The organism is Pantoea sp. X-Soil-ISGK-285 (assembly GCF_059730815.1).
This window is the reverse complement of the sequence record NZ_AP035938.1, coordinates 793773-813638: the sequence shown is the minus strand read 5'-3', so window position 1 is coordinate 813638 and position 19866 is coordinate 793773. Positions and strand designations below refer to the sequence as shown.

20 protein-coding genes are annotated in these 19866 nt (G+C 56.7%); 14 read left to right on the top strand and 6 right to left on the bottom strand.

Features of this window, described 5'->3' with window-relative positions; translation table 11 throughout:
- Positions 1–19 precede the first annotated feature (19 nt).
- Positions 20–2503, bottom strand: coding sequence for an ATP-dependent helicase HrpB (gene hrpB, locus AC6I8B_RS03680; RefSeq protein ID WP_157353418.1), 2484 nt, complete (start codon positions 2501–2503; stop codon positions 20–22).
- Between the two features lie 36 nt (positions 2504–2539).
- Here hrpB and thpR point away from each other — a divergent pair, with 36 nt between their 5' ends.
- The 9 genes from thpR to panD all read left to right on the top strand — a co-directional run bounded on the left by thpR (position 2540) and on the right by panD (position 9597).
- A complete protein-coding gene (gene thpR, locus AC6I8B_RS03675) occupies positions 2540–3097 on the top strand; it encodes an RNA 2',3'-cyclic phosphodiesterase (protein WP_010671851.1) in 558 nt (185 codons plus the stop codon).
- The gene (gene sfsA, locus AC6I8B_RS03670) at positions 3075–3779 is read left to right on the top strand and encodes a DNA/RNA nuclease SfsA (RefSeq protein WP_033756614.1); all 705 of its coding nucleotides are present in this window, start codon (positions 3075–3077) and stop codon (positions 3777–3779) included. The genes thpR and sfsA overlap by 23 nt, the downstream gene beginning before the upstream one ends.
- Positions 3780–4026: 247 nt before the next feature.
- Positions 4027–4482 carry an RNA polymerase-binding protein DksA gene (gene dksA / locus AC6I8B_RS03665; protein ID WP_010254035.1) on the top strand — a complete coding sequence of 152 codons (456 nt, stop codon included), beginning with the start codon at positions 4027–4029 and terminating at the stop codon, positions 4480–4482.
- Positions 4483–4555: 73 nt separating this feature from the next.
- Positions 4556–5434 carry a tRNA glutamyl-Q(34) synthetase GluQRS gene (gluQRS, locus tag AC6I8B_RS03660; protein WP_033756612.1) on the top strand — a complete coding sequence of 293 codons (879 nt, stop codon included), beginning with the start codon at positions 4556–4558 and terminating at the stop codon, positions 5432–5434.
- A gap of 86 nt (positions 5435–5520) precedes the next feature.
- Entirely contained in the window at positions 5521–6939 is a 1419-nt protein-coding gene (gene pcnB, locus AC6I8B_RS03655) for a polynucleotide adenylyltransferase PcnB (protein WP_203583884.1), read from the top strand.
- On the top strand, positions 6936–7421 hold the full coding sequence (gene folK, locus AC6I8B_RS03650) for a 2-amino-4-hydroxy-6-hydroxymethyldihydropteridine diphosphokinase (protein ID WP_022625440.1): 486 nt from the start codon (positions 6936–6938) through the stop codon (positions 7419–7421). Before pcnB ends, folK begins: the two co-directional genes overlap by 4 nt.
- 83 nt (positions 7422–7504) lie before the next feature.
- The gene (gene panB / locus AC6I8B_RS03645) at positions 7505–8299 is read left to right on the top strand and encodes a 3-methyl-2-oxobutanoate hydroxymethyltransferase (RefSeq protein ID WP_010254026.1); all 795 of its coding nucleotides are present in this window, start codon (positions 7505–7507) and stop codon (positions 8297–8299) included.
- A 15-nt stretch (positions 8300–8314) separates the two neighbouring features.
- Positions 8315–9169: a pantoate--beta-alanine ligase gene (gene panC / locus AC6I8B_RS03640; protein ID WP_332837936.1), complete on the top strand. Its 855-nt coding sequence runs from the start codon at positions 8315–8317 to the stop codon at positions 9167–9169.
- Positions 9170–9216: 47 nt separating this feature from the next.
- On the top strand, positions 9217–9597 hold the full coding sequence (gene panD / locus AC6I8B_RS03635) for an aspartate 1-decarboxylase (RefSeq protein WP_010254022.1): 381 nt from the start codon (positions 9217–9219) through the stop codon (positions 9595–9597).
- 65 nt (positions 9598–9662) lie between these two features.
- On the opposite strand, the gene AC6I8B_RS03630 is transcribed toward panD, so the two are convergent.
- From AC6I8B_RS03630 to AC6I8B_RS03620, 3 genes are all read right to left on the bottom strand, one after another.
- Positions 9663–10676: an acyltransferase family protein gene (locus tag AC6I8B_RS03630; protein WP_010254020.1), complete on the bottom strand. Its 1014-nt coding sequence runs from the start codon at positions 10674–10676 to the stop codon at positions 9663–9665.
- 424 nt (positions 10677–11100) lie between these two features.
- A complete protein-coding gene (locus tag AC6I8B_RS03625) occupies positions 11101–11871 on the bottom strand; it encodes an ABC transporter permease (RefSeq protein ID WP_061901747.1) in 771 nt (256 codons plus the stop codon).
- The gene (locus AC6I8B_RS03620; RefSeq protein WP_010254017.1) at positions 11868–12797 is read right to left on the bottom strand and encodes an ABC transporter ATP-binding protein; all 930 of its coding nucleotides are present in this window, start codon (positions 12795–12797) and stop codon (positions 11868–11870) included. The genes AC6I8B_RS03625 and AC6I8B_RS03620 overlap by 4 nt, the downstream gene beginning before the upstream one ends.
- Positions 12798–12905: 108 nt before the next feature.
- Between AC6I8B_RS03620 and can the strand changes: the two genes are divergently transcribed.
- A complete protein-coding gene (can, locus tag AC6I8B_RS03615) occupies positions 12906–13562 on the top strand; it encodes a carbonate dehydratase (protein WP_029519477.1) in 657 nt (218 codons plus the stop codon).
- Between the two features lie 80 nt (positions 13563–13642).
- Here can and hpt read toward each other — a convergent pair whose 3' ends face one another.
- On the bottom strand, positions 13643–14179 hold the full coding sequence (gene hpt, locus AC6I8B_RS03610) for a hypoxanthine phosphoribosyltransferase (RefSeq protein ID WP_010254010.1): 537 nt from the start codon (positions 14177–14179) through the stop codon (positions 13643–13645).
- Positions 14180–14414: 235 nt separating this feature from the next.
- Between hpt and AC6I8B_RS03605 the strand changes: the two genes are divergently transcribed.
- Entirely contained in the window at positions 14415–15698 is a 1284-nt protein-coding gene (locus AC6I8B_RS03605) for a cystathionine gamma-synthase family protein (protein ID WP_022625436.1), read from the top strand.
- On the opposite strand, the gene cueO is transcribed toward AC6I8B_RS03605, so the two are convergent.
- A complete protein-coding gene (cueO, locus tag AC6I8B_RS03600; protein ID WP_157353419.1) occupies positions 15699–17294 on the bottom strand; it encodes a multicopper oxidase CueO in 1596 nt (531 codons plus the stop codon).
- A 181-nt stretch (positions 17295–17475) separates the two neighbouring features.
- Between cueO and AC6I8B_RS03595 the strand changes: the two genes are divergently transcribed.
- The 3 genes from AC6I8B_RS03595 (at position 17476) to speD (ending at position 19627) form a co-directional block, all read left to right on the top strand.
- Positions 17476–17823: a YacC family pilotin-like protein gene (locus AC6I8B_RS03595; RefSeq protein WP_003854673.1), complete on the top strand. Its 348-nt coding sequence runs from the start codon at positions 17476–17478 to the stop codon at positions 17821–17823.
- Positions 17824–17925: 102 nt separating this feature from the next.
- Entirely contained in the window at positions 17926–18789 is an 864-nt protein-coding gene (gene speE / locus AC6I8B_RS03590; RefSeq protein ID WP_010253980.1) for a polyamine aminopropyltransferase, read from the top strand.
- A gap of 28 nt (positions 18790–18817) precedes the next feature.
- Positions 18818–19627 carry an adenosylmethionine decarboxylase gene (speD, locus tag AC6I8B_RS03585; RefSeq protein WP_010253978.1) on the top strand — a complete coding sequence of 270 codons (810 nt, stop codon included), beginning with the start codon at positions 18818–18820 and terminating at the stop codon, positions 19625–19627.
- The last annotated feature ends 239 nt before the right edge of the window (positions 19628–19866 follow it).

The following is a 19866-nucleotide window of genomic DNA, read 5'->3' as shown; positions in this document are numbered from 1 at the left end:
TGAATTCGATCCAGCGGACTCAACCCTGCGGGGACATTTTTTTGGTTCGCCTTGTTGGCAAGGCGGTGGCCGGATCCTCGGGCCAGGGATGTTTAGGATAACGTCCCTTCATCTCTTTCCTGACCTCCGGCCAGGCACCGCGCCAGAACGCCGCCAGATCGCGGGTGATCTGCAACGGGCGCTGGGCGGGCGATAACAGCTCCAGCACCAGCGGAATACGTCCTTCCGCCACGGTGGGATTCTGCGCTTCGCCAAACATCTCCTGAATCCTTACCGCCAGCGCGGGCGGCTTCTCCGCATCGTAGCGGATTGGCAGCCGGCTTCCGGTGGGCACAGTGTAATGAGTTGGCAGCACAGTATCCAGCCGCTGACGCTGTGACCATGTGAGTAAATGTAAGAGTGCCGTGGTCAGGTTCACCGCCTGCAGGCTGCGGAGATCGCGTACCGCTGACATCTGCGGCAACAGCCACTGCGGCAGGCTCTCAAGCAGGGTTTCATCGTCGGTCGCGGGCCAGCTCTCTTCCGGCAGCCACCGGGCCGCACACTGGATGCGCAGACGTAGCTGTTCGGCCTCCGGCGTCCAGCCCAGTACCGACAGACCTTTTTCGGCAATCCAGCGCAGCATGGCCGCGTGCAGCACCTCCGGTTCCGGGCGCGCCATCGGCTGGGTTTTCAGTATCAGCGCGCCAATCTGCTCACGTCTGAAAGCACGCAGCGTGCCTTTCTCTTCGTCCCACTCTACTTCGGTCCGGCGCTCAATCAGGGCGGGCTGCTGCTGGCACAGCGTTTCAATATCGACCGGCAGTGCCAGCAACATCCGGGCATCCGGTGTGGCACTGCCCTGCAACAGAGCAGGCGCAATCAGCCATTCATTACGCGTCAGGCCATCCTGCTCATCGAGTCTGGCGCCCAGCCCGTTGGCCAGCTGATAGCGACCGCTCTGATCGCGTCGCCGCGCCAGCCGATCGCCAAAGCCCACCGCCAGCAATCCGGCGAAACGATCTTCATCGATGCGCCCGCCACGGATTTTAAGCCGCTGCTGCCACTGCTGCGCCCGCCGCTGCCATTGCGCCTGCGGCCGATGCAGCGCATCACGCAGGTCGGCGCTGCCGCTGCGGGGAGGATCTTCCAGAATCGCCACCAGCAGCGCGGCGCTGGCGACCGCATCCGGCTCATCGCCTGCGGCACACAGTATGGCGGCGAGTCGGGGATCGCATCCCAGCTGCGCCATGCGCCGTCCCAGCGTGTTGAGCAGGCCGTTGTTGTCCAGTGCTCCCAGTCGGGTCAGCTGCTGCTGCGCCGCATCCAGATTTCTGGCGGGCGGCTGATCCAGCCACTGCAGCTGTTGCGGCTGGGTACAGCCCCACTGCAGCAGATCCAGCCACAGTGACGAGAGATTGCTGTTAACGATTTCCGGTTCGCTCTGCGCCGCCGCTCGTGATGCCTGCTCCTGCGGCACCAGATGCAGGCAGAGCCCCGGCATCAGTCGCCCGGCGCGACCCGCTCGCTGGATCATCGATGCCTGGCTGATTCGCTGGGTCTGCAGACGCGTCACGCCGCTGCGGGCGTCAAACAGAGCGCTGCGTTCCAGCGCACTGTCGACCACCAGTCGAATCCCCTCAATGGTCAGGCTGGTTTCGGCGATATTGGTGGCAAGCACCACTTTGCGGCGGCCGTCGGCGGCAGGCAGAATTGCCCGGCGCTGCGCCGCCAGCGGCAGTGCGCCATAGAGCGGCGTCAGATCAACGTCGTCACTGATGCGTGATTCCAGCTCGCGCTTCACCCGTTCGATCTCCGCCACACCCGGCAGAAACAGCAGCAGCGAACCGCTCTCATCCCGCAGCAGCTGGGCGACTTCACGCGCGACCGCCTCTTCAAAACGCACATTCTGATTCAGTGACGCGTAACGCCGCTCAACCGGATAGCTGCGCCCTTCTGAGACGATCAGTGGCGCATCCGGCAGCAGCGCCGCCAGCCGGGCGTTGTCCAGCGTGGCGGACATCAGCATGATTTTAAGGTCGTCGCGCAGCCCCTGCTGTACATCAAGCAGCAGCGCCAGCGCCAGATCGGCCTGCAGGCTGCGCTCGTGAAATTCATCGAGGATCACCAGCGACACGCCTTCCAGCATCGGGTCGTGCTGAAGCATGCGCGTGAGCATGCCTTCGGTCACCACTTCCAGCCGGGTCTGTGGCCCGACGCAGCTTTCGCCACGCATCCGGAATCCCACCGTGCCACCCGGCTGCTCGCCGAGTTGCTCCGCCAGCCGCTGCGCCACATTACGCGCCGCCAGCCGACGTGGCTCCAGCATGATGATCCGTCCTGGCAGCGCCGCCTGCTGTAACAACTGCAGCGGCAGCCAGGTCGATTTGCCCGCGCCGGTTGGTGCGGCCAGCAGGATTTGTGGGGCGTCACTCAGCGCCGCCAGGATGTCAGGCAGCACCGCGCTGACCGGTAAATCGCTCACAGCAAACTCCGCTTCTGCCTGTGCTAAGATGGCGCGCATTGTAGCATCCATCCGTGATATTTGCCGGAGAGCGCCATGGCGACACAACGCTTATTTTTTGCCATCAGCCTGCCTGACGAGATGCAGCAAGAGCTGGTGCGCTGGCGGGCCGATACCTTTCCTGCGGAGGCGGGCCAGCCGGTGGTCGCGGCGAATCTGCACCTGACGCTGGCGTTTCTGGGTGAAGTTGCGCCGGAAACCTCACAGCGCCTGCAGACGCTGGCCTCCCGTATTGTGCAGCCCGGTTTTGATCTCGACCTGGATGATGCCGGACACTGGCCGCGCCCCGGCGTGGTCTGGCTCGGCTGCCAGCGCGCGCCACGCGGTCTGTTGCAGCTCGCCAGCCTGCTGCGGGCCCAGGCCGCCCGGCATGGCTGTTACCAGAGCCCCCAGCCGTTTCATCCGCACATCACGCTGTTACGCCACGCCACGCAGCCGGTGACGTTACCGCCGCGCGGCTTTCACTGGCGTTTTCGCGTCTCTACCTTTTCTCTGTTCGCCTCTGAATATGCCCGGGGCCGCACCCGCTATCGCGCCCTGGCTAGCTGGCCATTACATTCTCAGGATCCACATGCACTTCTCTCCGCCCCTTAAACCCGCCCGTCTGATTGCCCGTTACAAACGTTTTTTGGCCGATGTGGTGACGCCAGAGGGCGACGTTCTGACGATTCACTGCGCCAATACCGGCGCCATGACCGGCTGCGCCACGCCGGGCGATCGGGTCTGGTATTCGACGTCCGATAGCCTGACGCGCAAATACCCCCACAGCTGGGAGCTGACCGAAACGCAACAGGGCCACTGGATCTGCGTGAATACGCTGCGCGCCAACCAACTGGTGGCTGAGGCGCTGGAGCAGGAACGGCTGCCGGCGCTGGCCGGTTATACGCATCGTCAGGCGGAAGTGAGATATGGCACTGAAAAAAGCAGAATTGATTTCCTGCTCAAAGCAGAGGCCCGGCGCAACTGCTATATTGAGGTGAAATCCGTAACCCTTCTACATGAAGGAAAAGGGTATTTTCCGGATGCGGTGACGATTCGAGGACAGAAACACCTGCGTGAACTGGCGACAGTTGCGGCAGAGGGTCATCGGGCCGTTTTGTTGTTTGCCGTTTTGCACTCGGGGATTGAGGACGTTTCTCCGGCACGTCACATTGATGTGGCGTATGCAGAACAACTGGCTCAGGCGCAGCAGGAGGGCGTAGAGGTTTTAGCGTATCAGGCAGACTTATCGGCGGAGGGAATGTTTCTTAAATCGCCGATCAACGTAACCTTGTAATATCTTTTGCAATTTTATGTGTTAAGAATGTTCTGAGCTAAGGGCCAATTACGCTGTTCCTCACAGGCTTGTCAAGGTGTGTTCATGAAGAATTGCCAACCCTGACTGCTTCTGTTATTTATAGCGGCCTGTTTTTTTCCCCAATGGGGGATCGATGTACCCCGCAGACGTCAAATGCAGGCTGGCAGCAAGGCCCCTGCGAGACGAATTTCGAAGGGTATAGTGCGTGTTATCCAGGAGAAGCAACATGCAAGAAGGTCAAAACCGTAAAACATCGTCCCTGAGTATTCTCTCTATTGCTGGCGTCGAACCTTATCAGGTGAAGCCTGGCGAAGAGTATATGAATGATGCGCAGCTGACCCATTTTCGCAAGATTCTGGAAGCCTGGCGTAATCAATTACGGGACGAAGTCGATCGTACCGTTTCTCATATGCAGGATGAAGCCGCTAACTTCCCGGACCCGGTTGACCGTGCCGCGCAGGAAGAGGAGTTCAGCTTGGAGCTGCGTAACCGCGATCGCGAACGTAAACTGATCAAAAAGATCGAGAAGACGCTGAAGAAAGTTGAAGATGACGACTTCGGCTATTGCGATTCCTGTGGCGTTGAGATTGGTATCCGCCGTCTCGAAGCCCGTCCTACTGCCGATCTCTGCATCGACTGTAAGACGTTAGCAGAAATTCGTGAGAAACAAATGGCCGGCTGATGCCGCGTCCAGCCTGTTACCACGCAGTGGAACAACTGCTGTTTTGTCCGCTGCGTGGTCACTTCTGAAACCTATGTCATCCTCCTGTATCGGTCGCTTCGCCCCTTCTCCCTCTGGTGAACTCCACTTCGGATCGCTGATTGCTGCCCTGGGCAGTTACCTGAGCGCGCGTGCGCAAAACGGCGTCTGGCGGGTGAGGATTGAAGATATCGATCCGCCACGGGAAGTGCCGGGTGCCGCCAGCCGTATCCTGCATCAGCTGGAGCACTACGGTTTAGAGTGGGATGGCGAGGTTCTGTGGCAGTCACAACGTCATGAGGCCTACCGTGACGCGCTGGCCTGGCTGCAGCAGCATCGTCAAAGCTATTACTGCACCTGCCCCCGGCGTCGCATTCAGCAGATTGGCGGTTTCTATGATGGTTACTGCCGTGAACGGCAACGCGGACCGGAGAATGCCGCGCTGCGTTTACGCCAGCATGCACCGGTCTTTGCGTTTGACGATCGTCTGCGTGGCCGTGTGGAGGCGGACAGGCGTCTGGCACAGGAAGATTTTATTATTCACCGCCGTGATGGCCTGTTTGCCTATAACCTGGCGGTCGTTGTCGATGATCATTTTCAGGGCATTACCGAAGTGGTTCGCGGCGCAGATTTGATTGAGCCGACGGTGCGACAGATTGCGCTCTGCCAGCAATTTGGCTGGCCGGTGCCTGACTGGCTGCATCTGCCGCTGGCGCTTAACCACGATGGCCATAAGTTGTCGAAGCAGAATCATGCACCTGCGCTGCCGGATGGCGATGCCAGACCCCTGTTGGTGGCGGCGTTACGCTTCCTCGGACAGCCGGTTTCAGGCGGCTGGCAGGACTTAACGCAGGACAAACTGCTGTCTGATGCGGTGGCGCAGTGGAATATCGCTTTGATGCCGCAAGAGAACGCCCTGAAACCGGATGCATAGACAACAGCATTCTCAAACGGTTCTCAACAGGCTATGATTAGCCGCTGATTTTACCTACACCCTAATTGCCACTGTCGAGGTGTCCCATTTTTACCCGAGTAGCTAATTTTTGCCGGAAAGTCCTGAAGCGTGATGAAGAGGAAGCCCCAGCAGAGGTTGAACCAGAGCGTCTGATGACCATCATTCCTCGTGAAAGCCATACCATCTCACGTAAAGACATCAGCGAAAATGCCCTCAAAGTGCTCTATCGCCTGAACAAAGCCGGTTATGAAGCCTATCTGGTAGGCGGTGGCGTGCGCGATTTGCTACTGGGGCAAAAACCCAAAGATTTCGACGTGACCACCAATGCCACGCCTGAGCAGATGCGTAAGCTGTTCCGCAACTGTCGCCTGGTTGGCCGTCGTTTCCGTCTGGCGCACGTGATGTTTGGCCCGGAAGTGATCGAAGTCGCCACCTTCCGTGGACACCATCAGGCGGAAGAGCCGGAAGAGGATCGCAACAGCTCGCAGCGTGCCCAGAGCGGTATGCTGCTGCGCGACAACATCTTCGGCTCAATCGAAGATGATGCCCAGCGACGCGATCTCACCATCAACAGCCTCTACTACAGCGTGGCTGATTTCAGCGTGCGTGACTATGTCGGCGGCATCAGCGATCTCGAACAGGGCATCATTCGCCTGATTGGCGATCCGGAAACCCGCTACCGCGAAGATCCGGTCCGCATGCTGCGCGTCGCACGCTTTGCTGCCAAACTCAATATGAGCATTGCGCCGGAAACCGCCGAGCCGATTCCACGTCTGGCCTCGCTGTTGCGTGATATTCCGCCTGCTCGCCTGTTTGAAGAGTCGCTGAAGATGTTGCAGGCTGGCTACGGCTACAGCACATATCTCAAGCTGTGTGAATATCAGCTGTTCCAGCCCCTGTTCCCGACGCTGGCGCGCAACTTCACCGAAAACAGCGACAGTCACATGGAGCGGATGCTGGCGCAGGTGCTGAAAAACACCGATAACCGCATTCACAACGACATGCGCGTTAACCCGGCGTTCCTGTTTGCCGCGATGTTCTGGTATCCGCAGCTTGAAACGGCAGAACGCATTGCGCAGGAGAGTGGCCTGACCTACTTCGAAGCTTTTGCGATGGCGATGAACGATACGCTGGACGAAGCCTGCCGTGCGCTGGCGATTCCGAAACGTATTACGTCGCTAATTCGCGATATCTGGCTGCTGCAGTTACGCATGTCCCGCCGTCACGGTAAACGCGCCTGGAAACTGATGGAGCATCCGAAATTCCGCGCCGCTTACGATCTGCTGGCGCTGCGGGCGGAAGTGGAAAATAACCCGGAACTGCTGCGCCTGAGCCAGTGGTGGGGTGAATTCCAGGTGGCTGCGCCGCCGCATCAGAAAAACATGCTCAATAACCTGGGTGACGATCCGGTGCCGCGTAATAAATCGCGTCGTCCGCGCCGCCGTCCTTCCGCACCACGTCGTGACAACCAGAACGTCTCATGACACGGGTTTACCTCGCGTTAGGCAGTAATCTGGCCGATCCGCTGCATCAGGTTGATGCAGCGCTGACCGCACTGGATGCGTTGCCGCAGACGCAACGCATCGCTACCTCGCCATTCTACCGCACGCCGCCTTATGGCCCGCCCGATCAGCCCGATTTTCTCAATGCCGCCGTGGCGCTGGAGACCGATCTCAGTGCCGAAGCGCTGCTTGACCATACCCAGCGGATCGAGCGGGAGCATGGCCGGGTGCGCAAGGCAGAACGCTGGGGTCCGCGCACGCTGGATATCGATCTGATGCTGTTTGGCGAGGCGCACATCAACACGGAGCGGCTGATTGTGCCGCACTATGATCTGCTGAATCGTGCGTTTATGCTGGTGCCCCTGCTGGCGATTGCGCCAGACGCCCGCCTGCCCGACGGCCGCGCACTCAGCACAATCCTGGCTACCCTCGACAGCAGCAGCATCGTGCTGTGGCACGGCTGAGCAGACAAACGCACATCTCTGATTCCGCTCTTTCACGCTATCCAGTAAACTGCGCCCATCAGAATTCCTGAGTTGAGAGCGCCATGAAACCCACCACGATTTCACATCTGCGTCAGGCGAAAGCCAGCGGTAAAAAATTCGCGACCCTGACCGCCTACGATTTCAGTTTTGCCCGCTTGTTTGCCGATGAAGGCATTCAGGTGCTGCTGGTTGGTGATTCTTTAGGGATGACGGTGCAGGGGCATGATTCCACCCTGCCGGTCACGGTCAGCGACATCGCCTATCACACCGCCGCCGTGCGCCGTGGCGCACCACAGGCACTGCTGCTCGCCGACCTGCCGTTTATGAGTTATGCCACGCCACAGCAGACCTTTGACAACGCCGCGCAACTGATGCGTGCCGGTGCTAACATGGTGAAGCTGGAAGGCGGCAGCTGGCTGGCTGAGACCGTGCAGATGCTGACCGAGCGGGCCGTTCCGGTATGTGGTCATCTGGGCCTGACACCGCAGTCGGTCAATATCTTTGGCGGCTATAAAGTGCAGGGCCGGGATGAAGCCGGTGCAGAGCAGTTGCTGGCCGATGCGCTGGCGCTGGAAGCCGCAGGTGCACAGCTGATGGTGCTGGAGTGTGTGCCGGTGTCGGTAGCGCAGCGGATTACCGACGCGCTCACCATCCCGGTGATCGGTATCGGTGCCGGCAATGTCACCGATGGTCAGATTCTGGTGATGCATGACGCGCTGGGCGTGACCGGCGGCCACATTCCCAAATTTGCCAAAAATTTCCTGGCGGAGACCGGCGATGTTCGCGCGGCGATTCGCCACTATATCGCCGAAGTCGAGGCCGGAACCTATCCGGCGGCAGAGCACAGTTTCCAGTAATCCAGGAGAGTCACCGTGTTGATCATTGAAACGCTGCTGATGCTGCGCCAGGAAGTCCGTCGCTGGCGCCAGCAGGGTAAACGCATTGCGCTGGTGCCGACCATGGGCAACCTGCATGAAGGTCATCTGAAGCTGGTGGATGAAGCACGGGCGCGCGGCGACATCGTGATTGTCTCGATCTTTGTCAATCCGATGCAGTTCGATCGCGCCGATGATTTAGCGCGCTACCCGCGCACGCTGCAGGAAGATTGTGAAAAGCTGAATCGCCACCAGGTTGACGTGGTCTTCGCCCCCTCATCTGCTGAAGTCTATCCGCAGGGCGCGCAGAATCAGACCTTTGTTGAGGTGCCTGTGCTCTCTTCCCTGCTGGAAGGGGCCACACGTCCAGGCCATTTTCGCGGTGTGGCCACTATCGTCAGCAAACTGTTTAATCTGGTACAGCCCGATATTGCCTGTTTCGGTGAAAAGGATTTTCAGCAGCTGGCTATCATTCGTAAGATGGTGGCCGATATGGGCTTCGACATTGAGATTGTTGGTGTGCCTACGGTGCGCGCTAAAGATGGCCTGGCGCTGAGTTCTCGCAACGGCTACCTGACGGCAGATGAGCGTAAGCTGGCTCCGGTCCTGAGCCAGGTGATGCATCAGATGGCAACGCAGCTGGAGAATGGCGAGCGTCATATTGACGAGATCATTGAGGCAGCCGGTGAGGCCCTGCTGGCGCAGGGATTGCACCCTGATGGCCTGGCGATCTGTGATGCGGAAACGCTGCAACCGCTGACGGTGGACAGCCAGCGCGCGGTGGTGTTGATGGCCGCCTGGCTGGGCAAGGCCCGCCTGATTGATAATCAAACCGTTGACCTGACGCAGTAATTAATCCCGCTGCAGGTTATTTTATTTCTCTGACAAGGTTTCTGGCTATGATTCGCACAGTTCTGCAAGGCAAATTGCACCGCGTGAAGGTGACGCAGGCGGACCTCAATTATGAAGGTTCCTGCGCTATCGATCAGGATTTCCTGGATGCTTCCGGCATTCTGCAATATGAAGCGATCGATATTTATAACGTCACCAACGGTCAGCGCTTTTCCACCTACGCTATCGCGGCTGAGCGTGGCTCGAAAATCATCTCGGTCAACGGTGCGGCCGCCCGCTGCGCCTGCGAAGGCGATATTTTAATTATCTGCTCCTATGTGCAGGTAGACGATGCCGAAGCGCGTCAGTGGCAGCCTAAGGTCGCCTATTTTGAAGGTGACAACCAGATGAAGCGTCTGGCGAAAGCGCTGCCGGTGCAGATTGCCTGATTACAACCTGATTAAAAAAGGGCCGCCGGTAAAACGGGCGGCCCTTTTTATTTCTGCTGCAGTAATTAAACCGGTTTGGTTGTCATCGGCTTCGATGACTTTTTCATCGTAAAGAGGAAATTAAACCAGCCGCGTTTTCTCATCAGACATAATGTCCACGGTAACGCCAGCGCCACCAGGAATGCCGAAATAAACTTCAGGTCATTTACCCAGGCAGACGGGCTTTCAAACTTCACAATCTTACTGAAGAACTGAATCGCCAGATAATGCGACAGGTAGAAGACGATAGAATTGACGCCTATGTAGTAGACCAGTTCAGACTTCAGTTTCAGCGCAATCCAGACAAAGAACGGAACCGATAATAGTGCCAGCGGTGACAATAACGCCTGGGAATGACGTTCCAGTACAAAGATATTCAGGCAGGAGAGTAGCACAAAACTAATTACCGAGATTAACAGCGTCGGGCCATGCTGCACTTTCTCTGCGATATCCACCTGCTTTCTCACGACGTAATCGCCGAGATAGAAGAATACAAACAGATAAAGCGATTTATTGATGTGGGTATTGTCGAAGCTGGCAAACACGCCATCCGCCTCAATCGCTGGCAGCGCCCAGCTCAGCGTCATACAGATGGCAAACACCAGCAGGAACGGCAAGTGACGGGCAAAGATAATCACAATAAAGAAGATAAACAGCGAATGCAGGAACCAGGTCATATCACCGCCACCGGTCAGGTGGGAGAGAATAATATTCATCGGTGATTGCGGCGTATTAGCCATCGAGCTAAACAGGATTTTCAACCCGCCGTAGACTGCAACCCAGACCACAAATGGATAGAGAATACTGCGCACCTTGTTATTAAAAAAAGGACCCAGGCCTTTTCTTAACCCGGCATCGACAAATAAACCTGAAACAAAGAACATCAGCCCCAGCCTTACCGGTGCCAGCATCTCATTTAACAGGCCGCTGAAGGCGGTAAAATGTCCGGCGTTATTATGTACGGCAATAGTGCTGTGCAAAAAAATGATTGCGAGAATACTCAATCCCCGCAGATTATCGATCCACGTTATACGATTCATCTTTTCCTGCCTTTGATTAAAAACTGGCCCTGATTCGGTTGCCATTTTTCTTATTAAGAAGACTCTTAGCCTACTCATTCGTCCCTGAGCAGAGGAATAACCTTATTCCGGCGCTATTCTGATAATTCATAATCAAATAAACAACAGCCAGACTTTAAGGCTATTCTTAAAAAATATTTAATAGTTAAGAATCATTCAGATAGCGAAAGATGTCAGAGTATTATCAGATAATACTTAGGGTTATTTTTTGTGAGCAAGGGTGTAAGCGAGGCGTCGGGCGGCTTCAGAGACAAAATATAACGAATGAGGCGGGTTTTAAGGTGATTTTTAAGGCCAGGCAGAACCGTAGTCAGCGTGATTTGCTCTCCACCCAAAAAAAAGCCACGCCCTTATTGCAGCGTGGCCCTTACCATTCAGCTTAACGTCAGGTGCGTAATCCGCGTCCGCGCTGTATCAGCGCATAGACCAGCCAGTAGAACACCAGAATAAAGGCCACCAGCACCGAGAGGGTAAACACCAGCGGCACATCATTAATGCCGAGGAAGCCATAACGGAATCCGCTAATCATATAAACGATTGGATTGAGTTTAGAGACAGCCTGCCAGATCGGCGGCAGCAAATTCAGTGAATAGAATACGCCGCCCAGATAAGTCAGTGGCGTCAGCACAAAGGTCGGGATCAGGCTGATATCGTCAAAGGTGCGCGCAAAGACAGCGTTCAGCAGACCTGCCAGTGAAAACAGAATCGCGGTCAGCAGCAGCGTGACCGCTACCATCGTCCAGGAATGCACGTGGAACGGCACAAAGAACAGCGAGATGGCCGTCACCAGAATACCCACGCAGACACCACGCGCCACCCCGCCGCCAACATAACCGGCAATAATGATGTGAGTCGGCACCGGCGCGACCAGCAGCTCTTCAATGTTGCGCTGGAACTTGGCGCTGAAGAACGACGACGCCACGTTGGCATAGGCGTTAGTGATGACCGCCATCATGATCAATCCCGGCACGATGAACTGCATATAGCTGAAGCCGTGCATTTCACCGATGCGCGACCCGATCAGGTTGCCAAAAATGATGAAATAGAGCGTCATGGTGATGACCGGCGGCACCAGCGTCTGGATCCAGATGCGGGCGAAACGGTTAACCTCTTTGGCCCAGATGCTCTTCAGCGCCACCCAGTAGAGATGTGTCATGCTTTTGCTCCTGTTTTTCCCTGCGTCGTCAGACCCACAAACAGCTCTTCAAGACGGTTGGCTTTATTACGCATACTCAGCACCTGCACACCCTGCGCGCTAAGCTGGCTGAAGACGCTGTTGAGCCCCTGCTCACGCAGCACTTCCACTTCGAGCGTTGAGGTATCGGTCAGCCGGTACTGGAACCCTTCCAGCGTGGGCAGCGGACTGCGTGGTGCCAGATCCAGGATAAAGGTTTCTGATTTGAGCTTGGAAAGCAGCCCTTTCATTGAGGTGTTCTCCACCAGCTCACCGCTCTGGATGATGCCGATGTTGCGGCACAGCATCTCCGCCTCTTCCAGATAGTGGGTAGTGAGAATAATGGTCGTGCCTTTGGCATTGAGATCTTTCAGGAACACCCACATCGAGCGTCGCAGTTCGATATCCACGCCAGCAGTGGGTTCATCCAGAATCAGCAGCTTAGGCTCATGCATCAGCGCACGGGCGATCATCAGGCGACGCTTCATTCCGCCGGAAAGCATGCGTGCACGTTCAGCGCGTTTTCCCCACAGATCGAGCTGCTTCAGATACTTTTCTGCCCGCTCATTGGCTTCACGACGCTCAACGCCGTAGTAACCCGCCTGATTAACGACGATTTGCATCACCGTCTCAAACGGGTTGAAGTTAAACTCCTGCGGCACCAGGCCGAGCTGGCGCTTGGCATTCACCACATCTTTTTCGAGATCGTAGCCAAACACCCGCACGCTGCCCTCGGATTTATTAACCAGCGAACTGATAATTCCGATGGTGGTCGATTTACCGGCACCGTTTGGCCCCAGCAGCGCATAAAAGTCACCCGCTTCAACGTTAAGATCGATGCCCTTCAGCGCCTGCACGCCGCCGGGATAGGTCTTGGTCAGCCGGGAAAGTTCCAGTGCATAAGTCATTCTGCATCCATACCCTGTTTTGATGGCATTGCAATGCCGTTTAAATTTATCAGGCCCTGTCATATAGTACGCGCGCGCACTCTGCGCAGTAACCGGTCGCTCAACACCATGACAGACATCAACACCCTGATCAGAAACAACCGCGAATGGTCAAAATTACTGGTTGAAGAAGATCCCAGCTTTTTTGAGCGGCTCGCCCAGGCACAAAAACCGCGCTTCCTGTGGATTGGCTGTTCTGACAGCCGGGTTCCTGCAGAACGTCTGACCGGGCTCGAACCCGGCGAACTCTTCGTTCACCGCAACGTGGCCAATCTGGTAATCCACACCGACCTGAACTGTCTGTCCGTGGTGCAGTACGCTATCGAAGTGCTGGAAGTGGAACACGTTATCGTCTGCGGCCATTACGGCTGCGGCGGCGTGCAGGCGGCGATGGATAACCCGGAACTGGGATTAATCGACAACTGGCTGCTGCACATCCGCGACCTCTGGTACAAGCATAGCGTGTTGCTGGGGGAACTCCCGCCGGATAAGCGCCTGGACAAACTGTGCGAAATCAACGTTATTGAACAAGTCTATAACCTGGGGCACTCCACCGTACTGCAATCTGCCTGGAAACGCGGAAAGGATGTCTCCCTGCACGGCTGGGTATACGGCATTCAGGACGGCTGTCTGCGTAACCTTGATGTGACGGCAAACAGCCGGGAGATCCTCGAACAGCGCTACCGCCACGGCATTGCAAATCTGCGGAAGAACGGCGAGGCCTGAGCCGATCGCAGCGTAAAGCGCGGCATAGCCTACACCAGGCAACCGGTGCAGGCCTTGGAAGAATGTGCGGTAGAGCGGTATCAGGATTCCAGCGGCACCACTTTGCCGATATAAGGCAGATGGCGATAGTGCTGAGCATAGTCGATACCAAAGCCCACCACGAACTCATCCGGAATCGCAAAGCCGACATATTCGACGTTCACTTCGACTTCACGGCGCTCTGGCTTATCGAGCAGGGTACAGATTGCCAGGGATTTTGGCTGACGCAGCTGCAGAATCTCACGCACTTTGCTCAGGGTGTTACCGGAGTCGATGATATCTTCGACGATCAGCACATCCTTGCCACGGATGTCTTCATCCAGATCTTTCAGGATTTTCACATCACGCGTGCTGGACATCCCGCTGCCGTAACTGGAAGCCGTCATAAAGTCGACTTCATGCGGCACATCGATGGCGCGACAGAGATCAGCCATGAACATAAAGGAGCCGCGCAGCAGCCCCACCAGCACCATATCGCTGCCGCTGTCGCGGTAGTGGTCGTTAATCTCTTTGCCCAGTTCAGCGATGCGCGTGGCGATTGCCTGTTCAGGGATCATCACTTCAACAGTGTGTTTCATTGCGTTCAGCCCGGTTACGTCAGAAAAGCCCCGGAGTCTATCACAGACGCAGCAGCGACGGCTGCGCGGCCCCACAAGCAAACGATTACGTCGCGAAAATTATTACCCGCCGTCTGCGGCTCGCTGAAATGCGCATTACCTTAGAACATTCTGGCATTTACCAGCATGATTCGCTGCATGGTAGCCTTTATCCAACAGATCGTTACCCTACTCGCGCCGCTGGCCGGAGATCACAATGACTTCATCTTCAAGCAAAAAAACGCATATCGGCGACAGGCCGCTGCACCCTGAAACCCAGATGCTGAACTATGGCTATGATCCCCGCCTCTCTGAAGGTGCGGTGAAGCCGCCGGTGTTTCTGACATCAACCTTTGTCTTTGACAGCGCCGAAGAGGGACGGGATTTCTTTGATTACGTCTCTGGCCGACGTGAGCCGCCGGAAGGCAAATCGGGTGGGCTGGTCTATTCCCGCTTTAACCACCCTAACAGCGAAATTGTAGAAGATCGGCTGGCGGTCTATGAGCAGGCGGAGAGCTGTTCGCTCTTCTCTTCCGGTATGGCCGCCATCTCCACTGCCCTGCTGACGTTTGCCCGTCCGGGCGAGGTGATCCTGCATTCCCAGCCGCTGTATGGCGGCACCGAAACCCTGCTTAGCAAGACGCTGCACAATCTGGACATCAAAGCGGTGGGTTTCAGCGACGGCAATGATGAAGTCAAAGTGCGTGAAGCCGCTCAGCAGGCGATGGCCCAGGGCCGGGTAGCGGTGATCCTGATTGAAACGCCAGCGAATCCCACCAACAGCCTGGTCAATATCCGTCTGATGGCGCGTATCGCTGATGAGATTGATCAGCAGCAGGGTTCACGACCGATTATCGCCTGTGACAACACGCTGCTCGGCCCGCTGTTCCAGCAGCCGCTAACGCTGGGCGCTGACCTGTCACTCTACTCGCTGACCAAGTATGTTGGCGGTCACTCTGACCTGATTGCAGGCGCGGCGATGGGCAGTAAAGCGCTGATGGCGAAAGTGCGCGCCCTGCGCAGCGCAATCGGCACGCAGCTGGATCCACACTCCAGCTGGATGCTCAGCCGCTCGCTGGAAACGCTGTCGCTACGCATGGAGAAAGCCTGGCAGAATGCGGAAGCGGTCGCGGCGTTTCTGCGCGATCACCCGAAAGTGGCGAAGCTGCACTGGCTGCCCTATCTGGATGCGGAGAGCGCCGAAGGGAAAACCTATCGCGAGCAGTGCAGCGGTGCCGGTTCGACCTTCTCATTTGATATCGTCGGCGATCAGCCCGCTGCGTTCCGTTTTCTTAATGCGCTGTCACTGTTTAAGCAGGCGGTAAGCCTGGGCGGGACCGAGTCGCTGGCCAGCCATCCTGGCAGCACCACCCACTCCGGCGTGCCGCAGGCGGTGCGTCAGCGTATTGGGATCACTGACGCCACGGTGCGGCTGTCGATTGGCATCGAAAACGCCGGCGACCTGATTGAAGATGTGAAGCTGGCGCTGGATCAGGCGTAATCAGCTGACGGTAAAGCCCAGCATCATGCCGGTGTCTTCATGCTCCAGCAGATGGCAATGGGCCATGTAAGCGTGTTCTGCGGCGGCGACATAGTTGAAGCGTACCAGCACTTCGCTGCGCCAGCCGTCGACATTCACCATATCCTTCCAGCCCCGCCGGTGCGGGGCTGGCGGTTTGCCGTTTTCTGAAAGAATACGAAACTGGGTGCCGTGAATGTGGAACGGGTGCAGCATCGCGTCGCCTTCACCTGAAATCGTCCACTTCTCGTAATCACCCAGCTTCACCGCAAATGACGGCTTCGTCATATCAAAGGCCTGGCCATTAATCTTATTGCCGTTGCGGAAATCGTAACCGGCGGGCGGTGTATTGCCGTGCATGCTGTGATCCATGCTTGCCATATTTTCCATTGGTGGCATCGGCTCGGTAGCCGTTTTTTCCGGCATCGTGTGATGACCGCCCTTGCCCATCGCTTTCTCGCCGTAGCGCTGCATCAGCGCCTGCATGCCCTGCTGGTCCAGCTGCGGGTCCATCATCAACTGCAGCCAGCGTGTCGTCAGGCCGTCGGTTGAGGGTAGCGCTGGCAGCGTCGCCAGCTGATCCGGCAGCGTGGCGCTGGCCATCACCCGCAGCGGCAGGATCTGCACCAGCGGCAGCGGCTGGTCAAACGGCGGCAGCGTCATGCCCATCTGCTCTGTCGGCAGCGTCACCAGATCGAAGCTGTTACCGTCAGAAGTATCGATCATCACCTCAAAACGCTCGCCCGGCAGGATCGGCAGCGAGTCGAGCTTTACCGGCTCGGCCAGCAGGCCACCATCGCTGGCGATCACGTAGAGAGGACGTTTATCACTGGCGGCAACATGCAGCGAACGGGCATTGCAGCCGTTGAGCAGGCGCAGACGCAGCCAGCCGCGCGGCACCGCATGCTGCGGATAGTGCATGCCGTTGGTCAGCATCATGTCGCCAAACCAGCCCACCGCGGCGCGCATCACGTCGAGCTGATAATCAATGCGGCTGCCATCTTTGGTCAGTTGCTTATCCTGAAAAATCAGCGGCACATCATCCACACCCCACTGCGAGGGCAATCGCAGCGTTCCGCTCTCTTTATCTTCCAGCAGGATCAGTCCCGCCAGCCCCTGAGCCACCTGATGCCCGGTTTTGCCATGCAGATGCGGGTGATACCAGCAGGTTGCGGCGGGTTGATCGGGCGTAAAAGAGACCTGACGCGAGCCGCCAGGCGCAATCACCGCCTGCGGGCCGCCATCCACTGCACCGGGGATTTCCAGCCCGTGCCAGTGCAGTGTGGTCGCTTCGCTGAGCCGGTTATGAATGTTCACCGTCACCGGTTTGCCACTCTGCATCTTCAGCACCGGCCCCAGCAGGCTGCCGTTATAGCCCCAGGTCGGCACCGCTTTGCCGTTCCACTGGGTGGTACCCTGCATCGCGGTGAGGCTGTAGCTGCCCCTGGCATCGGGTTCCAGCAGAGACGGAATCGGCAGCAGCGGACGGGTGGCTGCCATCAGCGAACGGCTCCAGAGCGGTAATGCTCCGGCTGCACTCAGTGCGGCAGTGAGTTTCAGGAAATGGCGACGTTGCATGGTGATCATCCTTGTGGCATCAGAGCGCACAGCCTAAACCCTGACCTTATGGGAAGGTCAAGTCTTACCCGCGCGAATCTGACGAAAAAAGGCGGTGCAGCGGCCCACAGCGGCAAATTAATCGAAAACCTGAGAGCAACTGTGCTAACGTCATTAGCAATATCCATTGAAGAGAACGACTATGAAGCAAAGTATCAGGATCCTGCTGCTGACGGGACTCCTTGGCTTCTCCTCCACCAGTTTTGCCCTGAGCGAATCCGAAGCGGAAGATCTGGCCGATCTCACGGCGGTTTTCGTCTATCTGAAAAATGATTGTGGCTATCAGGATTTACCGGACGCGCAGATTCGCAAAGCGCTGGTCTTTTTTGCTCAGCAGAACCGCTGGGATTTAAGCAACTACAGCAACTACAACATGAAAGCGCTGGGTGAAGATAGCTATCGCGATCTCAGCGGCATCGCCATCACCAACGATAAAAAGTGCAAGTCACTGGCCCGCGATTCGCTGAGCCTGCTGGCCTACGTCAGGTAACGATTCTTCCCTCTGCAGCCGGACATTGACCGTGCAACCACGGTCAGTGTTAGCTATCATATGCCGCCCATCTTCATGGCGATGTCATCAGAGGAGAGCACCATGGCCCACAATGAAACGTGGTATGAAACCCTTCATGCCGGTTTTGGCCAGTATTTCACGGTCGATAAAGAGCTGTACCGTGAGAAGACTGCGCATCAGGATTTAATCATTTTCGAAAATGCCGCGATGGGCCGCGTAATGGCGCTGGACGGCGTCGTTCAGACCACCGAACGCGACGAATTTATCTACCATGAAATGATGACCCACGTTCCGCTGCTGGCGCACGGCGCGGCGAAGAGCGTTCTGATTATCGGTGGCGGTGACGGCGCAATGCTGCGTGAAGTGTCACGTCATCCCGGGATCGAAAAGATTACCATGGTGGAGATCGATGCAGGCGTGGTGACCTTTTGTCGCCAGTATCTGCCGAACCACAGCGCGGGTGCCTATGACGATCCGCGCTTTACGCTGGTGATTGATGACGGGGTGAACTTCGTTAATCAGACGCAGGAAAAGTTTGATGTCATTATCTCCGACTGCACCGATCCGATTGGTCCGGGCGAGAGTCTGTTTACCTCGGAATTTTATGCCGGGTGCAAAGCGGCCCTTAATGAAAATGGCATCTTTGTGGCGCAGAATGGCGTCTGCTTCCTGCAACAGGATGAGGCCGTTAACAGCCATCGTAAGCTGGGACATTACTTTGCGGACGTCAGTTTCTATCAGGCGGCGATTCCGACCTACTACGGCGGCATTATGACCTTTGCCTGGGCGAGTGATAATCCGGCGCTGCGCCAGCTCGACACCGCGACTTTAAAGGCGCGTTTCGAGGCCGCTGGCCTGACCTGCCGTTATTACACGCCAGCAATCCATACCGGCAGCTTTGCCCTGCCGCAATATCTGTTGAATGCGTTATCCGCCGCGTGCTGATAGTGCATTTCTAAGGGGGTGAACGAAATTGCAAAAGCTAAAACTACATGGCTTCAACAACCTGACGAAAAGCCTGAGTTTTTGTATTTACGATATTTGCTATGCGAATACTGAAGCTGAACGCGATGGTTACATCGCCTACATTGACGAACAATATAACGCTAACCGTCTGACGGAAATCCTGACTGAGACCTGCTCCATTATCGGGGCTAACGTGCTCAACATTGCGCGCCAGGATTATGAACCGCAGGGGGCCAGCGTCACGATTCTGGTCAGCGAAGAGCCGATCGATCCGAAAGATATCGATAACTCAGAGCACCCCGGTCCGCTGCCCAACTCGGTGGTGGCTCATCTCGATAAAAGTCATATCTGCGTGCACACCTATCCGGAGAGCCATCCGGCAGGCGGTCTGTGCACCTTCCGTGCAGACATTGAAGTCTCAACCTGTGGCGTCATTTCGCCCCTGAAAGCGCTGAACTATCTGATCCATCAGCTGGAGTCCGATATTGTCACCGTCGATTACCGGGTGCGCGGTTTTACCCGTGACGTGAAAGGGATGAAGCACTTCATCGATCACGAGATCAATTCGATTCAGAACTTCATGTCTGAAGATATGAAAGCGATGTATGACATGGTGGATGTGAATGTCTATCAGGAAAACATCTTTCATACCAAGATGTTGCTGAAAGAGTTCGACCTTAAACACTACCTGTTTAACACCCGCCCGGAAGATCTCACTCCGCAGGAGCACAAGCGCATTACCGATCTGCTCTGGAAAGAGATGCGCGAGATCTACTACGGCAGAAATATCCCCTCAGTGGGCCTGAAGACCCTCTGATTATCAGGCGCGCAGCGTTATAGCTCATAACCTGCGCGTCTCCTTCCCTCTTGTTCCCCCTGCTTTTTCATCACGGCAACTGCCTGACTGAGGTTTGAACGGGTTTCGGTGGACACACCCGCGACTACGCGCGAAGAGAATGATGCGTACGCGCGTTAACGGCGCGTTTTAACGGCGAGAGATAAAGATAAACGCGCGGTGCTGCTCTCGTCCTGCTGATCAGGTCAGAGCAACATGGC